Here is a 14,732-nt window from a genome sequence, read left to right on the forward strand (position 1 = left end):
CGCAGCCGGTCGTGCTGATGGAATCGATCGCCGGACGGTGATGGGAGAGGGCGACATGCTGGAGACGGTGGGTCTCACGGCCGCCGAGGCCGAGGTGTACCGGCTGCTGCTCGACGCCGAGTCGGCCTCGGCCGAGGAGGTCTCCGGCCGTACCGGCCTCGGCCCGCCGGCGGTCGGGGCTCTGCTGTCCGCGCTGGAGGCCAAGGGGCTGGCGTACGCGGTGGAGGAGAGCCCCGGCGCGTACGCGGTGATCCCGCCGGAGGTGGCCCTCGTACCGCGGCTGCAGCGCCACGCGGAGGCCCTGGAGCAGGACCGGGCCGTCGTGCTCGGGCTGGTGGAGGCCTACCGGCGCAGCGCGCGCTCCTGGGGGGCCGGGGAGGCGATCGAGGTCATCAGCGGCGCGGCCGCGCTGCGGCAGCGTCTGCGGCAGCTCCAGGACGGCGTCCGCCACGAGATGCTGTGGTTCTGCAAGGCCCGCCACGTGGCGATGCCCGCCGGGAGCAACCGGGAGGAGTACGACGCGCTGGGGCGGGGCGTGCTGTACCGGGTCCTGTACGAGCAGGCCTACTTCGACGACCCCGGCGCGGTGGACAACGTCGTCAGGGGGGTGCGCGCCGGCGAGGTCGCCCGGGCGGTGCCCCGGCTGCCCCTGCGGATGGCGGTGGCCGACCGGTCGCTGGCCGTCCTTCCGCTGTCCTCCGCCGGCACGCCGGCCGGTCCCCGGCAGCTCAAGACGGCGCTGGTGCGGGAGAGCAGTCTGCTGGAGGCGCTCATCGACCTGTTCCAGCACTACTGGGAGGTCGCCGCCCCGCTGCGGGTGACCGAGGAGGGGCAGATCGGGGGCGCGGGCCCGGAGGATCCCGCGGCGCCGGTCGCGGAGGACCGGCACCTGCTGTCCCTGATGGTCGCCGGGATGACCGACGAGGCGATAGCCGGGCAGCTCCGCGTGAGCAAGCGCACGGTCCAGCGGCGTGTCCAGGGGCTGATGAACCTCGCGGGCGTCGCCACCCGCATGCAGCTGGGGTGGCACGCGGCCCGCCGCAACTGGCTCTGAACGGACGGCGGTGCGGGGTCCGCCGGACGGATCCGGCGGGCCCCGCCATGCCGTTCGGCGGCTACTTGAGCAGGTAGGCCTTGATCACGGTCTGCTTGAAGGAGTTGCCCGCCGCGTCCTTGACGTAGGTGCGCAGGCTGACCGAACCGGCCGAGGAGCGGCGCGGGTGGTCGACGGTCACGGTGCGCTGCATCCCGGAGCCCTTGACCTTGGCCGTGTGCCAGGTCCTTCCCTCGTCGTAGGAGACCTCGACGGTGAAGGTGCGGATGGGCGACTCGGCCGCTCCCGCCGGACGCTGGATCAGGGCCGGCATGTCGAACCGGCGTCCCGCTCCGGCCCGGTTCCACTCGTCCAGCCGGGGCGACATGACCACGGCCAGCAGCGGCAGAGCCTGCCGGGTCGCCGTCGTCTGCGACCGGAACCGCCACTCGGACTTCAGACGCGTGGAGATGGTGCTGGGGACGAGGTCGCGCTCCTGCTCGAACGTCGCGACGTACTCGGCGGGGGTGGCGTCGGCCGGCACCGTCGCGAAACCCCGGTTCGTCGAGACGACTTCACCGTTGCGTCGCAGCTCCCACTCGGGCCGGCTGCCGGTCGTCGTCACGGCCACCAGATCGAGGTTGCCGTTGGCGGAGTCCTGGATCGCGAACATCATGGCGTCGCCGTCGCGGGAGGTGACCGGCTCCTCGGGTGAGAAGCCCGAGCCCTGGACACCCTGGTTCCAGCGCTCCTCGAAGGTTCCGGCCCGGTAGCTGTGCAGGCGGCTGAGGAAGCTCTGCCCGTGGGCGTCCGGCCTGGTGAAGAAGTTCTGCTCGAACACGGTCTGCCAGCGCAGGTCCTCGGACGGCGAGAAGTAGTCGACCCGCCGGTTCGGGAGCGGGAGTCCGTCCATCCCGTGGACCCAGCGGAGACCGTCCAGGGCCATCCACACGCTGCGGTACGCGGTGGTGTCCGGCGCGGTGGCGGCGAGGGTGCTGTTCACCGTGGCCAGCTCCGACATGCGGGGGCGGTAGCCGGGATCGGCCGGGATCGCCCCGCGCACCGGCCGGGTGAGGAAGTAGACCGAGGACGGGTTCCCGTCGGTGCCCGCGGGATCGACCCAGAGGGTGCTGACCAGGTAGGTGAACTTCGAGTCCTTGGACGTCGCCGTCGGGGTGGCGTACACGTTCTCGATGCGGTCGCCGCCGACCGCGTCGTTCACGGAGACTGCGAACAGCCGGCCGTCCGGGCCCACGGTGCCGATCTCCGCCGACTTGATGCGGGCCGAACGGCTCGGGGCCGACACCGTGACGGGCTTCGCCTTCCGGGCGTCGATGGCGACGTCCCGGTCGGCGCTCATCACGATCTTCGGCGCGCCCACCACGGTGGCCTCGGTGTACTCCTCGTCGAAGAGGAAGCCGTTCACGGAGTAGGTCCTGCCGTCGCGCGGCACCCTCAGCTCGGTGCCGGCCTTGCCGTGCAGCTCCACCTCGCGGACCTCGCCGTCGGCCGAGGTGACGAGCAGGTAGGCGTGCGCGGGGGCCTTGCCCGAGCGGTCCTTCACGGTGAGCCGGAGGCTGTGCGAGGGCTGCTCGACGTCCATGCCGACCGGGACGCGCACCGAGACGGCCCGGTCACCGGTGGACGCGATGACCACGCCGCTGTACGCCGCGTACGTCGTGGCGGTCTCCGGGGCGGCGGTGACGGTGACGTCCGCGGTCCCGTGCGCGGGCACGGTGACCGTGTCGGCGCCGAGCCGGAACAGGCCCTCCGGCGCGGGCTTGCCCGCACTGTGGGAGACGTTGAGGGACAGGCCGAGGGTGACCGGCGCGCTGCCCGGGTTGCGGTAGGTGATCGTCTTCGTGACCGGCGGCCGCGGACCGTCGGACCAGCGGATCTGCCCGAAGCCCACTCCGGTGGTGTCGGCGGTCACCTGCTGCCCGACCGCGCGGGCGACGTCGACCCGGCCCGCACCCTGGAAGTAGGCGCCGCGCTCCTTGCCGGCCGCCGCCGACTGCATCAGCTGCCGCTTGACCTGCGCGGGCGTCCAGTCGGGGTGCTGCTGGAAGACGATGGCGGCGGCACCGGCGACGTGCGGGGTCGCCATCGAGGTGCCGTCCATCGCGGTGTAGCCGTCCTCGGCGGTCGTGCCGCCCGCCCGCGCGGCGACGACGCCGACGCCGGGGGCGACGAGGTCGGGCTTGAGGCCGAAGTCGCCCACCCGCGGGCCGATCGAGCTGAAGTGCGCGAGTTCGTCGTCGATGTCGGTGGCGCCGACGGCCAGCGCGCGGTCGGCGGAGGCGGGGGAACCGACCTTGCCGGGACCGCTGTTGCCGGCCGCGGCCACGACCAGGGCGCCGTGGTCACGGGTGACGCTCTCGACCATGGCCTCGAGGGCGTCGGTCTCCGGGGTGTCGACGTCGCCCAGACTGAGGCTGATCACCTTGGCGCCGCGCTGGGCGGCCCAGGCCATGCCCTCGAGGATGTCGGAGTTGTCGCAGTAGCCGCCCGCGTCGCAGACCTTGCCGGACAGGATCCGCGCACCGGGCGCGACGCCCTTGAACCGGCCGTCGGAGGCCGCGCCGGAACCGGCGACGGTCGAGGTGACGTGGGTACCGTGGCCGTTGCGGTCGTCGGTGTCCGGCTCGGCGGTGAAGTTCGCGGATTCCTCCACGAGGCCCCCCAGGTCCGGGTGGTTCGGGTCGTAACCGGTGTCGAGCACCGCGACCTTGACGCCCTCGCCCGTGTAGCCCTTCGCCCAGGCCTGGGGTGCCCCGATGTGCGGCACCGTCCGGTCGAGCTGCACCTTGGAGCGGCCGTCGAGCCAGACCCGGCGGATGCCCGCGCCGAAGGACGTGGTGCCCACCCGGGCGGGGGCGATGTCCTTCCAGAACTCGGCTGCGTCCCCGCGGTCCTGGCCGAGGGTCGCGAAGGAGGTCCCGGGGATGGCGCGCACCCCGTCGCCGCCGGCCGCGGTGAGCCGGCGCTCGGCGGTGGCGGCGTCGTCCGCGTACTCGACGATGAGCGGCAGCTTCGACCGCTCGGCGTACTTCCCCCTGGCCAGGGCCGAGACGTTGAACAGCGCCTTGTCGAGGCGGTCCGCCGCGAGCAGGGGCAGCGCGTCGACGGGTATGACCGACCAGTCGCGCCCGTTCTGGCGCTTGACGAAGGTGATGTGCTCCCGGCCCGCGGCCGGTCGGACGGAAACGCTCTGCCCGCCCGACGGGGCCGTCTCCAGCGTGACGCGGTCGCCGGTGATCAAAGTGACGTGGTGCCGGGTGGATCCGGTGGACGCGGCCGCCTTGCCCTGCACGGCTGAGTCGGTCCGCTCGGTGCCCTGGGCGGCACCGGGCGTGGCGGTCAGACCCGCCAGCAGTGCGGCGAGGGCCGCGGCCGCCACATACTGCGGCCGGGGGTGTCCGGCCCTCGGCCGCCACCTGTTGTTCATCTGTCTCATGGAGCGACAGCGTGGCCCGGCCACCGGCGGCGGTCAGCACTTTCCCGTGTCGGTCACAGGACAAGTCACCTTTGCGCCACGGCGCCTGGGCCGCCGGGGACTCGTACGGCGATCGGGTCCGCGGGCTCCGGGCCGGGCCGTCCGCGCCCGTCCGGGCGGGTCCGGCCGCGCACGCGGTGTCGCGATATGGCGTGTTCGGCAGGACACTTGGGGGCGGGCGGCTACCGAGGGGGCCAGTGGTGACGAAGCAGACGCCGCAACGGCGTACGCAACTGAGCACGTCCGACCGCGCCGAGGTGTTACGGCTGCTGGAACGCGCCGTCGCCGGTGAGCCGCGGGGCGGCCGCTCCGGCGAGACGGAGGAGGCGCTGCGGCAGGCACGGGCGGCGGTCGACGAGTTGGCTGCCGCGGCGGCCGCCGAGTACGCCGCGTACACCGCCGCGCTGGCGGCGGAACGCGCGGGCCGCCGGTCGTCGCTGGTCACCCCGGCGCTGGTGACCGCGGTCGCCGCCGTCGCGGCGTGCGTGGCGGACCTCGGCTGGGGCACCCCGACGTCCACGGCGCTGGGCGTGGGCGGCGTGGTGGCGCTCGCCGGGGCGGCCGTGACGGCCGCGCTGGCGACGGGCGGCGGCGGGTCGCGGCCGCAGGACCTGCGGCAGGCCTGGCTGGAGGCCGTGGAGCAGCGCGGTGTACGGCCGTTCCTGGAACGCCGGCGCGCCGCACCGGCCCCCGCGAAGGTGCCGGCGCAGCGCCGCACCGACCGCAGCGCCGCCGCGCGGGGGCGCAGCGTCCTGGAGCAGTCCTTCGCCCAGTTGCCCGCCATCGAGGGGCCGTTCGCCGGCCGCCGGGACCCGCTGCGGCAGATCGCCCAGTGGGTGCACCAGGCGCGGGTGTCCCCCGCCTCGGAGCCCGTCGTGGTCGTCCTGCACGGCCAGGCCGGTTCGGGGCGCACCACGCTCGCGGTGCGCGCCGCGCAGCAGCTCAGGGACCAGTTCCGCGGCGCCTGCGTCGTCGACCTGCGCGGCGCCGCGCCCGGGGAGCGCCCGCTGCCCGTACGGGACGCGCTGCTGCACCTGCTCAACCGGCTCGGCGCACCCCGCGAACAGCTCCTGTTCCGCGAGCGCACCTCCCAGGAGCAGCATCTGCGGCGCCTGGCCGACCAGTACCAGAAGCACCTCACCGACGTGCCCGTCGTCGTCGTCCTCGACGACGCCGCCGGGCCCGAGCAGGTCCGCGCCCTGGTCCCGGAACGCTCCGACAGCCTCGTCCTCGTCACGTCGGCGGAACCGCTCGACCTCGACGTACCGGCGGCCCGCGTCTACGCGCTGCCGGTCGAACCGCTCGGAGCGGAGGCCTCGCGGGAGCTGCTGGCCGGGCTCGCGCCCGGAGCCGCCGCCGCGGACGACGCCGGTCCCGCCGACGCCGTGCGGCGGCTGTGCGGCGGCCTGCCGCTCGCGCTGCGCATCGCGGGCAGTTCGCTGCCCGACCGGGGCGCGGAGCGGCTGGCGGCCGACCTGGCGGCGTACGGGCCGGTGGGCCCGGTCGACCGGGCGCTGGCCCTGCGCTACCACGACCAGCCCGAGCCGGCCCGCCGGCTGCTGCGGCGGCTGGCGCTCGCCGGGCGGACCAGCCTCGGCGCGGCGGCCGCCGCGGCCCTGCTGGGGGCGGAGGAGCAGGAGGCGGCCCGGCGGCTGGGCGAACTGGCCTCGGCCGGTCTCATCGAGCACGTGCGCGGCAGCCGCTACCGGCTGCACGACCTCGTACGGCGCTTCGCGCACGCGCGCCTGCTCGACGAGGAGGAACCGGCCGAGCGGGCGGCCGCCCAGGAGCGGCTGATCCGCAGCTACGCCGAGCTGGCGGACGCGGTCATCCGGCTGGTCGACGGCCGGACCTCGACCCGCGCCGACCGCTTCGGCCCGCAGGGCTTCCCCTCGCTGGACCAGGCGCTGCGCTGGCTGGACGAGGAGTCGAGCTTCATCACCGCGGCGCTGCGGCAATCCGACGGCGTCGACCAGCGCGTGGTGCAGCACCTGCTCGGCGCGCTGTGCGACTACTGCCTGCTCCGCGGCGACCTGTACCGGCTCGGCGAGATCGGCGAGCTGGCCCAGGCGCACCAGCGGGAGGCGGACCAGTCGGTGCTGGTCCGCTCGGTGCAGTGGCGCACGGGTATCGCAGCGCGGCAGCTCGGCGAGCTGGACAAGGCCCGCTCCACGCTGTCGTCGGTGGTCGATCTGTACTTCGAGGCGCAGCACCCGGCGGGCGCGGCCCGTGCCCTGTGCAGCCTGGGCATCACCCTGCACCAGCAGGGCAGCCTGCGGGAGGCGGAGGCCAAGCTGCGGGAGGCGCTGGAGCTGCAGGCCGGCGACGAGCTGCGGGCCGACCGGGCCTGGACGCAGCACGCGCTGGCGGCGGTGCTGCGCGACGCCGGCCGGCTGGCGGAGGCGCACGAGCTGCTGACCGAGTCGCTGACGCTGCACCGGGAGGGCGAGAGCGTGCACGGCGAGGCCTGGGCGCACCTGCAACTGGGCCAGCTGCTGCTGCGGCTCGGCGACGCCGGGCGCGGCGAGACGGAGCTGCGCACCGCGGGCGAGTGCTACGCCGCGACGCGCGACCCTCGCGGCGAGGCCTGGACCACCACCCAGCTCGGCCGCGCCCGCCTGCTGCGCGGGGACGCCGGCGCCGCCCAGCACCTGCTGCGCGACGCCCTGGCCCGCCACCGCGCGAACGAGGACGCCCGCGGCGAGGCGTGGTCGCTGTACTACCTCGGCCAGGCACTGGAGGAGGGCGGCGAGCTGGACGCGGCCCTGCGGGCCCTGGAACGCTCCCGGACCATGTTCAGCCGGATGCGGGACGTCTACGGGCTGGCCTGCGCCCGCCACCACTCCGCCCGGGTCACCCGCGACCAGCGGGCGGCGCTCACCGGCAACCTGCGCAACAGCGGCTTCGCCCGCCAGCTCCTGCAGGACGCCCGCGCCGACTTCCAGCGCGTCGGGGTGCCGCACGGCGAGGGCTGGTCCTGTGTGGAGCTCGCCGTCATCGACGCCGGCAACGGCCGGGTCCCGGCGGCCCTGGAACTCGTCCGGGAGGCGGAGCGGCTCTTCGCCGGCATGGACGACCGGCGCGGCCTGGCGTGGGCGCGGTTCCTGCAGTGCACGCTGCTGCCGCTGCTCTCGCGCGAGGGCGCCGCCGAGGCCCGTGAGCGGCTCGCCCGGCTGACGGACGACGTGTACGAGGGGCGCGACCTCGACCTGCAGGAGTACGCGGAGGCCTACGCCCTGCTGCTGGAGCGCGGTGTGGAGCCGGGCACGCCGTGGGAGGCCTGGCGGCTGGGCATGGTGCCGTCGCGAGGCGCCCGCACGGTGATGGCCGTGCCGGTGGACCGGGCGGTGGAGGGCTGAGGGCCCGGCCCAGCGTGTCACCGGCCGTGCGGCGTCCCACGGGCGACAATCGCGACGGGGACCGACCGCGAGAGGACGAACCATGGACCGGCTGCCCGCTGAGCTCCAGCCCATCCGCGACCGGGAGCTTGCGCTGCCGCGCGAGGCCAGCATCTACCACGAGAGCCCGGTGCGGCACACGATCACCTTCGCGTGGGAGGCGCCGGACGGCGCCGACGACGGCCTCGCCGTGATCGTCTCCAGCGGCATGCTCCCCGTCCCCGCCGTCGGCGGGCACATCGCCGTGCACGACCACGACGTGCGGGTGGTCGCGGTGCGGACCTCGTACACCCGCTCCGACGACGAGGGCGTCCCGCTGCTCTTCACACGGGTCACGGTCGCCGCGCCGCGGTGAGCGTGCCGCCGCCGCACCCCCTCCCGGGCGGGAAGGGGGTGCGGCGGCGTGCCTCAGCCCTTGCGGCTGCCCGGGCCCTCGGGGCCGGAGGCGGCGGAGGCGGAGGCGGAGGCGGCTTCGGCCCGCTCCGACTGCGGCTCCGACTGCTCCGTCCGCTGCGGCTGCTCCTCGAAGTCGATCTTCTTGAACTGCTTGTTCATGTTCTTCATCAGCCACCACAGGGAGAAGCCGATGAGGGCGAAGATGACGAAGCCGAGGAGACCGGGCGTCACCTTGTTCTCGTCCAGGTCCTTGGCGGCCAGGGGGACGAGCTGGGCTGCGGCCGTGCCGAATGTCGCGTTCACGCGCTCAATTCTCCCGGATGCCCGCGAAGAGGTCGTCCTCGGGGAGGGAGGTGTCCACCCGGGACTGCGCGAGCTCGTAGTCCTCGGTGGGCCAGACCTCCTTCTGGAGCTCCATCGGGACGTGGAACCAGGAGCCGTCGGGGTCGATCTGGGTGGCGTGCGCGAGCAGCGCCTTGTCCCGGATCTCGAAGAAGTCCGCGCACGGCACGTGCGTGGTGATGTTGCGCTCCGGCCGGTCGGCGGTCTGCCAGCGCTCCAGCCACTCGCCGTACGGGGACTCCAGCCCGCGGGCGAGCAGCGCCTCGTGCAGGGCGACGGTCCGCTGCCGGTTGAAGCCCTGGTTGTAGTAGAGCTTCAGCGGCGTCCACGGCTCGCCGGCCTCGGGGTAGCGCTCCGGGTCGCCCGCGGCGTCGAAGGCGACCACCGAGATCTTGTAGGTCATGATGTGGTCGGGGTGCGGGTAGCCGCCGTTCTCGTCGTACGTGGTGATCACGTGCGGGCGGAACTCGCGGATGAGCTTCACCAGGGTGCCCGCGGCCTCGTCCACGTCCTGGAGGGCGAAGCAGCCCTCGGGCAGCGGGGGCAGCGGGTCGCCCTCGGGGAGCCCTGAGTCGACGTAGCCGAGCCAGGACTGACGGACGCCGAGGATCTCGCGCGCCTCGTCCATCTCCTTGGCGCGGACCTCGTGGATGTGCTCCTCGATGTACTTGTCGCCCTGCAGTTTGGGGTTGAGCACGGAACCGCGCTCGCCACCGGTGCAGGTGGCGACCAGGACGTCGACCCCCTCGGAGACGTACCTGGCCATGGTGGCCGCGCCCTTGCTGGACTCGTCGTCGGGGTGTGCGTGCACGGCCATCAGTCGCAGCTGCTCGGTCAAGGTCGGTCCTCAGTCATGGGTCGTAGGTAGCGGCTTCTATAGTGACCGAAGCGAGGGGCTGTTTGATTCCAAGGCGGGATTCCCCGGGCCCCCGGGAGGACTGGATGATGAGCGCGGTGCGCGACGGACTGCCCGAGGGACGGTACGGGCGGGGTGCCGGCGCCGACGCGCGCGCGGACCGCAGGCTGCGGCTGGTCGGCTCGGTGCTCGGTGTCGTCCTGCTGCTGTTCGTCGGCTGGATCGGCTGGGACAAGCTCACCGGCAGCGAGGTCAGCGCCGAGGTGATCAAGTTCAAGGTCGTCGCCGACCAGGAGGTCCAGGTCCACATCGAGGTGCGCAAGGACGCCGGGGTCACGGCGGTGTGCACCCTGCGTTCGCTCGCCGAGGACCACGGCGAGGTCGGCCGTAAGGATGTTCGCCTCAATCAGCACACCAGTCGCATCGACACCGTCGTCACCATTCGCACCACGAGTCGCGGCACTTCCGCGGAACTGGTCGGCTGCCAACCCGCCGACTGATCCGACCTGCCCGGCCATTCGCCCCGTGACCTGGGTCTATGGCGTCCTGATGATTTCCCTCTCGCCCTTTGTCGGGGGGAATTGTTACGCTCGTGGTTTCGCCCTCCCGCGAAGACGCATCTTTCTGGGTAGGGCGTTCATTTGTAAGCAAGCGAGTTCGAGTACCGACGAGGAGCACCTGTGACCCAGACCAGCGAGAACGTCACCTGGCTGACCCAGGAGGCGTACGACCAGCTCAAGGCCGAGCTGGAGCATCTGTCGGGTCCCGCACGCGCCGAGATCGTCGCCAAGATCGAGGAAGCCCGCCAGGAAGGCGATCTCAAGGAGAACGCCGGCTACCACGCGGCGCGCGAGGACCAGGGCAAGCTGGAGCTCCGGATCCGCCAGCTGACGCAGCTCCTGCAGCACGCCAAGGTGGGCGAGGCCCCGGCGGACAACGGCGTGGTGGCGCCCGGCATGGTCGTGACGATCGCCTTCGACGGCGACCCGGACGACACCCTGAAGTTCCTGCTCGGCTCGCGTGAGTACGTCTCCTCCGAGCTGGAGACCTACTCCCCGCAGTCCCCGCTCGGCGCGGGTGTGAACGGCAAGAAGATCGGCGAGGACGCTTCGTACGAGCTCCCGAACGGCAGGAAGGCCTCGGTGAAGATCCTCGACGCCAAGCCGCACAGCGGCTGACGCCGCCCCCGGAACGCGGACGAGCCCCCGGCCTCACGGCCGGGGGCTCGTTGCGTGCCGCGGGCGTGCGCCCGCGGGCCGGGGATCAGGCGGTCGCCGAGCGGTACTTGCGCACCGCGAGGGTGCGGAAGACCAGGATGATCACGATCGACCACAGCACCGAGGCGAGCGCCGGGTGCTGCATCGGCCAGACGTCCGGCGTCTGGTAGCCGGGCGGGAGGTTGCCGAACAGCTCCCGGCAGGCCAGCACGGTGGCGCTGAACGGGTTCCACTCGGCGATGTGCCGCAGCCAGGGGGTCATCTGGTTGGAGTCCACGAAGGCGTTCGAGATGAACGTCAGCGGGAACAGCCAGATCAGACCGCCCGAGGTGGCCGCCTCCGGGGTACGGACGGACAGGCCGATCAGGGCGCCGATCCAGGAGAAGGCGTAGCCGAGCAGGAGCAGCAGGCCGAACGCCGCGAGCGCCTTGGGCAGGCCCTCGTGGACGCGCCAGCCGACGAGCACGGCGACGATCGCGAGCACCACGACCGTGAGGGCCGTCTGCACCAGGTCCGCCAGCGTGCGGCCGGTGAGCACCGCGCCGCGGGCCATGGGCAGCGACCGGAAGCGGTCGATGAGGCCCTTGTGCATGTCGTCCGCGATGCCCGCGCCGGCGCCCGCGGTGGCGAAGGTCACGGTCTGGGCGAAGATGCCCGCCATCAGGAACTCGCGGTAGAGCGCGGGGCTGGTGGAGCCGCCGACGTTCATGGAGCCGCCGAAGACGTAGCTGAACAGCACCACGAACATGATCGGCTGCACGAGGCCGAAGATCACGACCTCGGGGATGCGCAGCATGCGGATCAGATTGCGCCGGGCGACCACCAGCGAGTCGCGTACGGACTGCACGATCGGGTTGGAGGTGCGCGGCGCGCTGGTGGAGACCGCGTCGGTCACCGTGGTCACTGGGACTCCTCTTCCTTCTCCTCGGCGGCGTGGCCGGTGAGGGACATGAACACGTCGTCGAGCGTGGGCCGGCGCAGACCGATGTCGTCGATCTCGATGCCGCGGGTGTCGAGCTCGCGGATGACCTCGGCGAGCAGCTTGGCGCCGCCCGAGACGGGGACGGTGATCCGCCGGGTGTGGTTGTCGACGGTGGTCTCGCCCTTGCCGAAGCCGCCCAGCACCTCGGTGGCGGTCACCAGGTGGTCGCGGTCGTGGACGACGACCTCGACGCGCTCGCCGCCGGTCCGGGCCTTCAGCTCGTCCGAGGTGCCCCGGGCGATGACCTTGCCGTGGTCGATCACGCAGATGTCGTGGGCGAGGTGGTCGGCCTCCTCCAGGTACTGCGTGGTGAGCAGCAGCGTGGTGCCGCCGGCGACCAGGTCCTGGATGACCTCCCACAGCGCGAGGCGGTTGCGGGGGTCGAGGCCGGTGGTCGGCTCGTCCATGAACATCACCGGCGGCCTGACGACCAGCGCGGCGGCCAGGTCGAGCCGGCGCCGCATGCCGCCGGAGTAGGTCTTGGCCGTGCGGTCGGCGGCGTCGGCGAGGTTGAAGCGCTCGAGCAGCTCCGCCGCACGGGCCTTCGCGTCCCTGGCGCTCATCTGGTAGAGCTGGCCGACCATCTGCAGGTTCTCGCGGCCGGTCAGGTACTCGTCGACCGCCGCGAACTGGCCGGACAGGCCGATCTGCCGGCGTACCTCGTTGGGGTGCTTCAGCACGTCTATGCCGGCCACGACCGCCTTGCCGCTGTCGGGCTGCAGCAGGGTGGTCAGGACGCGCACGGCGGTCGTCTTCCCGGCCCCGTTGGGGCCGAGGAGGCCCAGGACGGTCCCCTCAGGGACGTCGAGGTCCACTCCGTCCAGTGCCCGTACGTCGCCGAAGGTCTTCACCAGACCTTCGGCATGGATGGCGCCTGGCATGCGATGTCTCCGATTCGGGGCTTGGGGTGCATGGGGACTGTGGGGTGCGGCACACGGCCACGCGGCTGCGCACCACGATGTGTCGCGAGCATCCCAGACGCGATATATCGCGTCAAGCGGATTTATTCGCGCTCCGCCCTCACGCGCCGTCCCGCGTCCACGACACCCGACTCCACCATGCCGCACGCCACTGACAATCCGGCCCGAACGGACTCAGAGCAGCACGTACCCCGCCGTCCGCAGCGCCTCCGCCACGGCCGCCCGGTGCTCGGGGCCGCGGGTCTCCAGGTGCAGTTCCACCTCGGCCTCGGTCAGCCCCAACCGAGGATCCGTGCGGACGTGCGCGATGTCCAGCACGTTTGCGTCACTCGCGGAAAGGATCTCCAGCAGTGCCGCCAGAGCCCCCGGCCGGTCCGTGAGCCGCAGCCGGAAGGACATGTAGCGCCCGGCGGCCGCCATGCCGTGCCGCAGGGTGCGCTCCATCAGCAGCGGGTCGATGTTGCCGCCGGACAGCACGGCCACCACCGGCCCGTCGAAGGACTCCGGCCGCGACAGCAGCGCCGCCACCGGGCTCGCCCCGGCCGGCTCGACCACCAGCTTCGCCCGCTCCAGGCACAGCAGCAGCGCGGCGGACAGCTCGTCCTCGCTGACCGTGCGCACCTCGTCCACCAGATCCCGGACGATGGAGAACGGCACCTCCCCCGGGCGGCCCACCTTGATCCCGTCCGCCATGGTCGCCACCGAGTCCAGCGCCACCGGCCGCCCCGCCGCCAGCGACGGCGGGTACGCGGCCGCGCCCGCCGCCTGCACGCCGACGACCCGCACCTCCGGACGCACCGACTTCACCGCCACCGCCACACCGGCCGCGAGCCCGCCGCCGCCCATCCCCACGACGATCGTGCGCACCTCCGGGCACTGGTCCAGGATCTCCAGACCCACCGTGCCCTGCCCGGCGACGATGTCCGGGTGGTCGAAGGGGTGGATGAAGACCGCGCCCGTCTCCTCCGCGTACTCCTGGGCGGCGCGCAGCGTCTCATCGAACACGTGCCCGTGCAACCGCACCTCCGCCCCGTAGTCGCGGGTCGCCGCGACCTTCGGCAGCGGGGCGCCGGACGGCATGAAGACGGTGGAGCGCACCCCGAGCAGCGACGCGGCCAGCGCCACGCCCTGCGCGTGGTTGCCGGCGCTCGCCGCGACCACGCCCGCCGCGCGCTCCTCCTGCCGCAGACCGGCGATCCGCACATAGGCGCCGCGCACCTTGAACGAGCCCGTGCGCTGCAGGTTCTCGCACTTCAGGTGCACCGGCGTGGCCACAAGACGGGACAGGTGCCGGCTGCCCTCCATGGGCGTCACACGGGCCACGCCGGACAGCATCTTGTGCGCGCCGCGCACATCGTCGATGGTGACCGGAGACGGCCGCGCGGCCACCGTCGCGCGGGTCGTGCGACGGGCCTGACTTGCGGGGCTTTCCATGGTCCCCAGTCTTGCAGCAGTGGCCGGCGCCCGGACCGACCGAGGAGTTTTCCGCGGCGGGGTCCCGGGATGACGCTCTCCGCGTACTCTTCTCCCAACCTTCGCAGGACCGACAGAACGCGAGCTTCCGGCCATGCCCATTCCCCCCTCGGAGATCACGACCGACCTCCTGGAGCGCCTGCAGCACGAGGTGGCGCTCTTCGCCCGCCGCGCGGAACAGACGCGCCTCGGTGGCGTCGGCAAGGCCCGCAACTCCATGGACCGGGCCGCGTACCTGCTGCTCCACCGCCTGGACAACGAGGGCCCGATGGGCGTGAAGGCGCTCGCGGAGGGCATGGGCATCGACTCGTCCACCGTCACGCGGCAGGTCGCCCCGCTCGTCGACAGCGGACTCGTCAAGCGCACCTCCCACCCCGAGGACGGCCGGGCGGTCGTGCTCGCGCTCTCCCCGCGCGGGCGTTCGCGCCTGGAGGAGGTCCGCAGCTCGCGGCAGCGGCTCATGGAGGTCGTGACCGAGGACTGGACGCCCCAGGAGCGCGAGTCCTTCACCGACCTCCTCGGCCGGTTCAACTCCGCGCTGGCGCAGTACCACTCGTCCGTCACGCAGGGAGACGAGCAGAACTCTTGACCTGAGGTCGCCGTCTGCCGTCCCATGGCG

12 protein-coding genes are annotated in these 14,732 nt (G+C 73.0%); 6 read left to right on the forward strand and 6 right to left on the reverse strand.

Annotated features, from left to right (window positions below):
* Positions 1–55 precede the first annotated feature (55 nt).
* A complete protein-coding gene (locus OIE69_RS16525; protein ID WP_326572692.1) occupies positions 56–1,054 on the forward strand; it encodes a helix-turn-helix domain-containing protein in 999 nt (332 codons plus the stop codon).
* Between the two features lie 61 nt (positions 1,055–1,115).
* Here OIE69_RS16525 and OIE69_RS16530 read toward each other — a convergent pair whose 3' ends face one another.
* A complete protein-coding gene (locus OIE69_RS16530; protein ID WP_326572693.1) occupies positions 1,116–4,490 on the reverse strand; it encodes a S8 family serine peptidase in 3,375 nt (1,124 codons plus the stop codon).
* Positions 4,491–4,726: 236 nt separating this feature from the next.
* On the opposite strand from OIE69_RS16530, the gene OIE69_RS16535 reads away from it, so the two are divergent.
* Together OIE69_RS16535 and OIE69_RS16540 are read left to right on the forward strand one after the other, a co-directional pair.
* A complete protein-coding gene (locus tag OIE69_RS16535) occupies positions 4,727–7,888 on the forward strand; it encodes a tetratricopeptide repeat protein (protein WP_326572694.1) in 3,162 nt (1,053 codons plus the stop codon).
* A gap of 82 nt (positions 7,889–7,970) precedes the next feature.
* Positions 7,971–8,282, forward strand: a complete 312-nt coding sequence (locus OIE69_RS16540; protein WP_326572695.1) for a hypothetical protein — start codon at positions 7,971–7,973, stop codon at positions 8,280–8,282.
* 53 nt (positions 8,283–8,335) lie between these two features.
* Here the strand turns inward: OIE69_RS16540 and OIE69_RS16545 are convergent, their stop codons facing one another.
* Together OIE69_RS16545 and mca are read right to left on the reverse strand one after the other, a co-directional pair.
* Positions 8,336–8,626 (reverse strand): hypothetical protein, encoded by a 291-nt coding sequence (locus OIE69_RS16545; RefSeq protein WP_326572696.1) that lies wholly within the window; start codon positions 8,624–8,626, stop codon positions 8,336–8,338.
* Between the two features lie 4 nt (positions 8,627–8,630).
* Positions 8,631–9,503 (reverse strand): mycothiol conjugate amidase Mca, encoded by an 873-nt coding sequence (gene mca / locus OIE69_RS16550; RefSeq protein ID WP_089224292.1) that lies wholly within the window; start codon positions 9,501–9,503, stop codon positions 8,631–8,633.
* A 107-nt stretch (positions 9,504–9,610) separates the two neighbouring features.
* Here mca and OIE69_RS16555 point away from each other — a divergent pair, with 107 nt between their 5' ends.
* Both OIE69_RS16555 and greA read left to right on the forward strand, forming a co-directional pair.
* A complete protein-coding gene (locus tag OIE69_RS16555) occupies positions 9,611–10,021 on the forward strand; it encodes a DUF4307 domain-containing protein (RefSeq protein ID WP_326581203.1) in 411 nt (136 codons plus the stop codon).
* A 180-nt stretch (positions 10,022–10,201) separates the two neighbouring features.
* Positions 10,202–10,699 carry a transcription elongation factor GreA gene (gene greA, locus OIE69_RS16560; protein ID WP_018561352.1) on the forward strand — a complete coding sequence of 166 codons (498 nt, stop codon included), beginning with the start codon at positions 10,202–10,204 and terminating at the stop codon, positions 10,697–10,699.
* An 85-nt stretch (positions 10,700–10,784) separates the two neighbouring features.
* Here greA and OIE69_RS16565 read toward each other — a convergent pair whose 3' ends face one another.
* The 3 genes from OIE69_RS16565 to ilvA all read right to left on the reverse strand — a co-directional run bounded on the left by OIE69_RS16565 (position 10,785) and on the right by ilvA (position 13,975).
* Positions 10,785–11,642, reverse strand: a complete 858-nt coding sequence (locus OIE69_RS16565) for an ABC transporter permease (protein ID WP_089224294.1) — start codon at positions 11,640–11,642, stop codon at positions 10,785–10,787.
* Positions 11,639–12,601, reverse strand: a complete 963-nt coding sequence (locus OIE69_RS16570) for an ATP-binding cassette domain-containing protein (protein WP_326572697.1) — start codon at positions 12,599–12,601, stop codon at positions 11,639–11,641. The genes OIE69_RS16565 and OIE69_RS16570 overlap by 4 nt, the downstream gene beginning before the upstream one ends.
* A 213-nt stretch (positions 12,602–12,814) precedes the next feature.
* Entirely contained in the window at positions 12,815–13,975 is a 1,161-nt protein-coding gene (ilvA, locus tag OIE69_RS16575) for a threonine ammonia-lyase (protein WP_326581205.1), read from the reverse strand.
* Positions 13,976–14,207: 232 nt separating this feature from the next.
* On the opposite strand from ilvA, the gene OIE69_RS16580 reads away from it, so the two are divergent.
* Entirely contained in the window at positions 14,208–14,702 is a 495-nt protein-coding gene (locus tag OIE69_RS16580; RefSeq protein WP_018561348.1) for a MarR family winged helix-turn-helix transcriptional regulator, read from the forward strand.
* Positions 14,703–14,732 lie beyond the last annotated feature (30 nt).

This window comes from Actinacidiphila glaucinigra (assembly GCF_035918135.1).
Classification (GTDB): Bacteria; Actinomycetota; Actinomycetes; order Streptomycetales; family Streptomycetaceae; genus Actinacidiphila; species Actinacidiphila glaucinigra.

What these genes read in the sequence shown, in the direction of transcription:
- OIE69_RS16525 (WP_326572692.1), top strand. Translation starts at nt 56, where the DNA reads ATGCTGGAGACGGTGGGTCTCACGGCCGCCGAGGCCGAGGTGTACCGG.
- OIE69_RS16530 (WP_326572693.1), bottom strand. Translation starts at nt 4,490, where the DNA reads ATGAGACAGATGAACAACAGGTGGCGGCCGAGGGCCGGACACCCCCGG.
- OIE69_RS16540 (WP_326572695.1), top strand. Translation starts at nt 7,971, where the DNA reads ATGGACCGGCTGCCCGCTGAGCTCCAGCCCATCCGCGACCGGGAGCTT.
- OIE69_RS16555 (WP_326581203.1), top strand. Translation starts at nt 9,611, where the DNA reads ATGAGCGCGGTGCGCGACGGACTGCCCGAGGGACGGTACGGGCGGGGT.
- OIE69_RS16570 (WP_326572697.1), bottom strand. Translation starts at nt 12,601, where the DNA reads ATGCCAGGCGCCATCCATGCCGAAGGTCTGGTGAAGACCTTCGGCGAC.
- ilvA (WP_326581205.1), bottom strand. Translation starts at nt 13,975, where the DNA reads ATGCTGTCCGGCGTGGCCCGTGTGACGCCCATGGAGGGCAGCCGGCAC.
- OIE69_RS16580 (WP_018561348.1), top strand. Translation starts at nt 14,208, where the DNA reads ATGCCCATTCCCCCCTCGGAGATCACGACCGACCTCCTGGAGCGCCTG.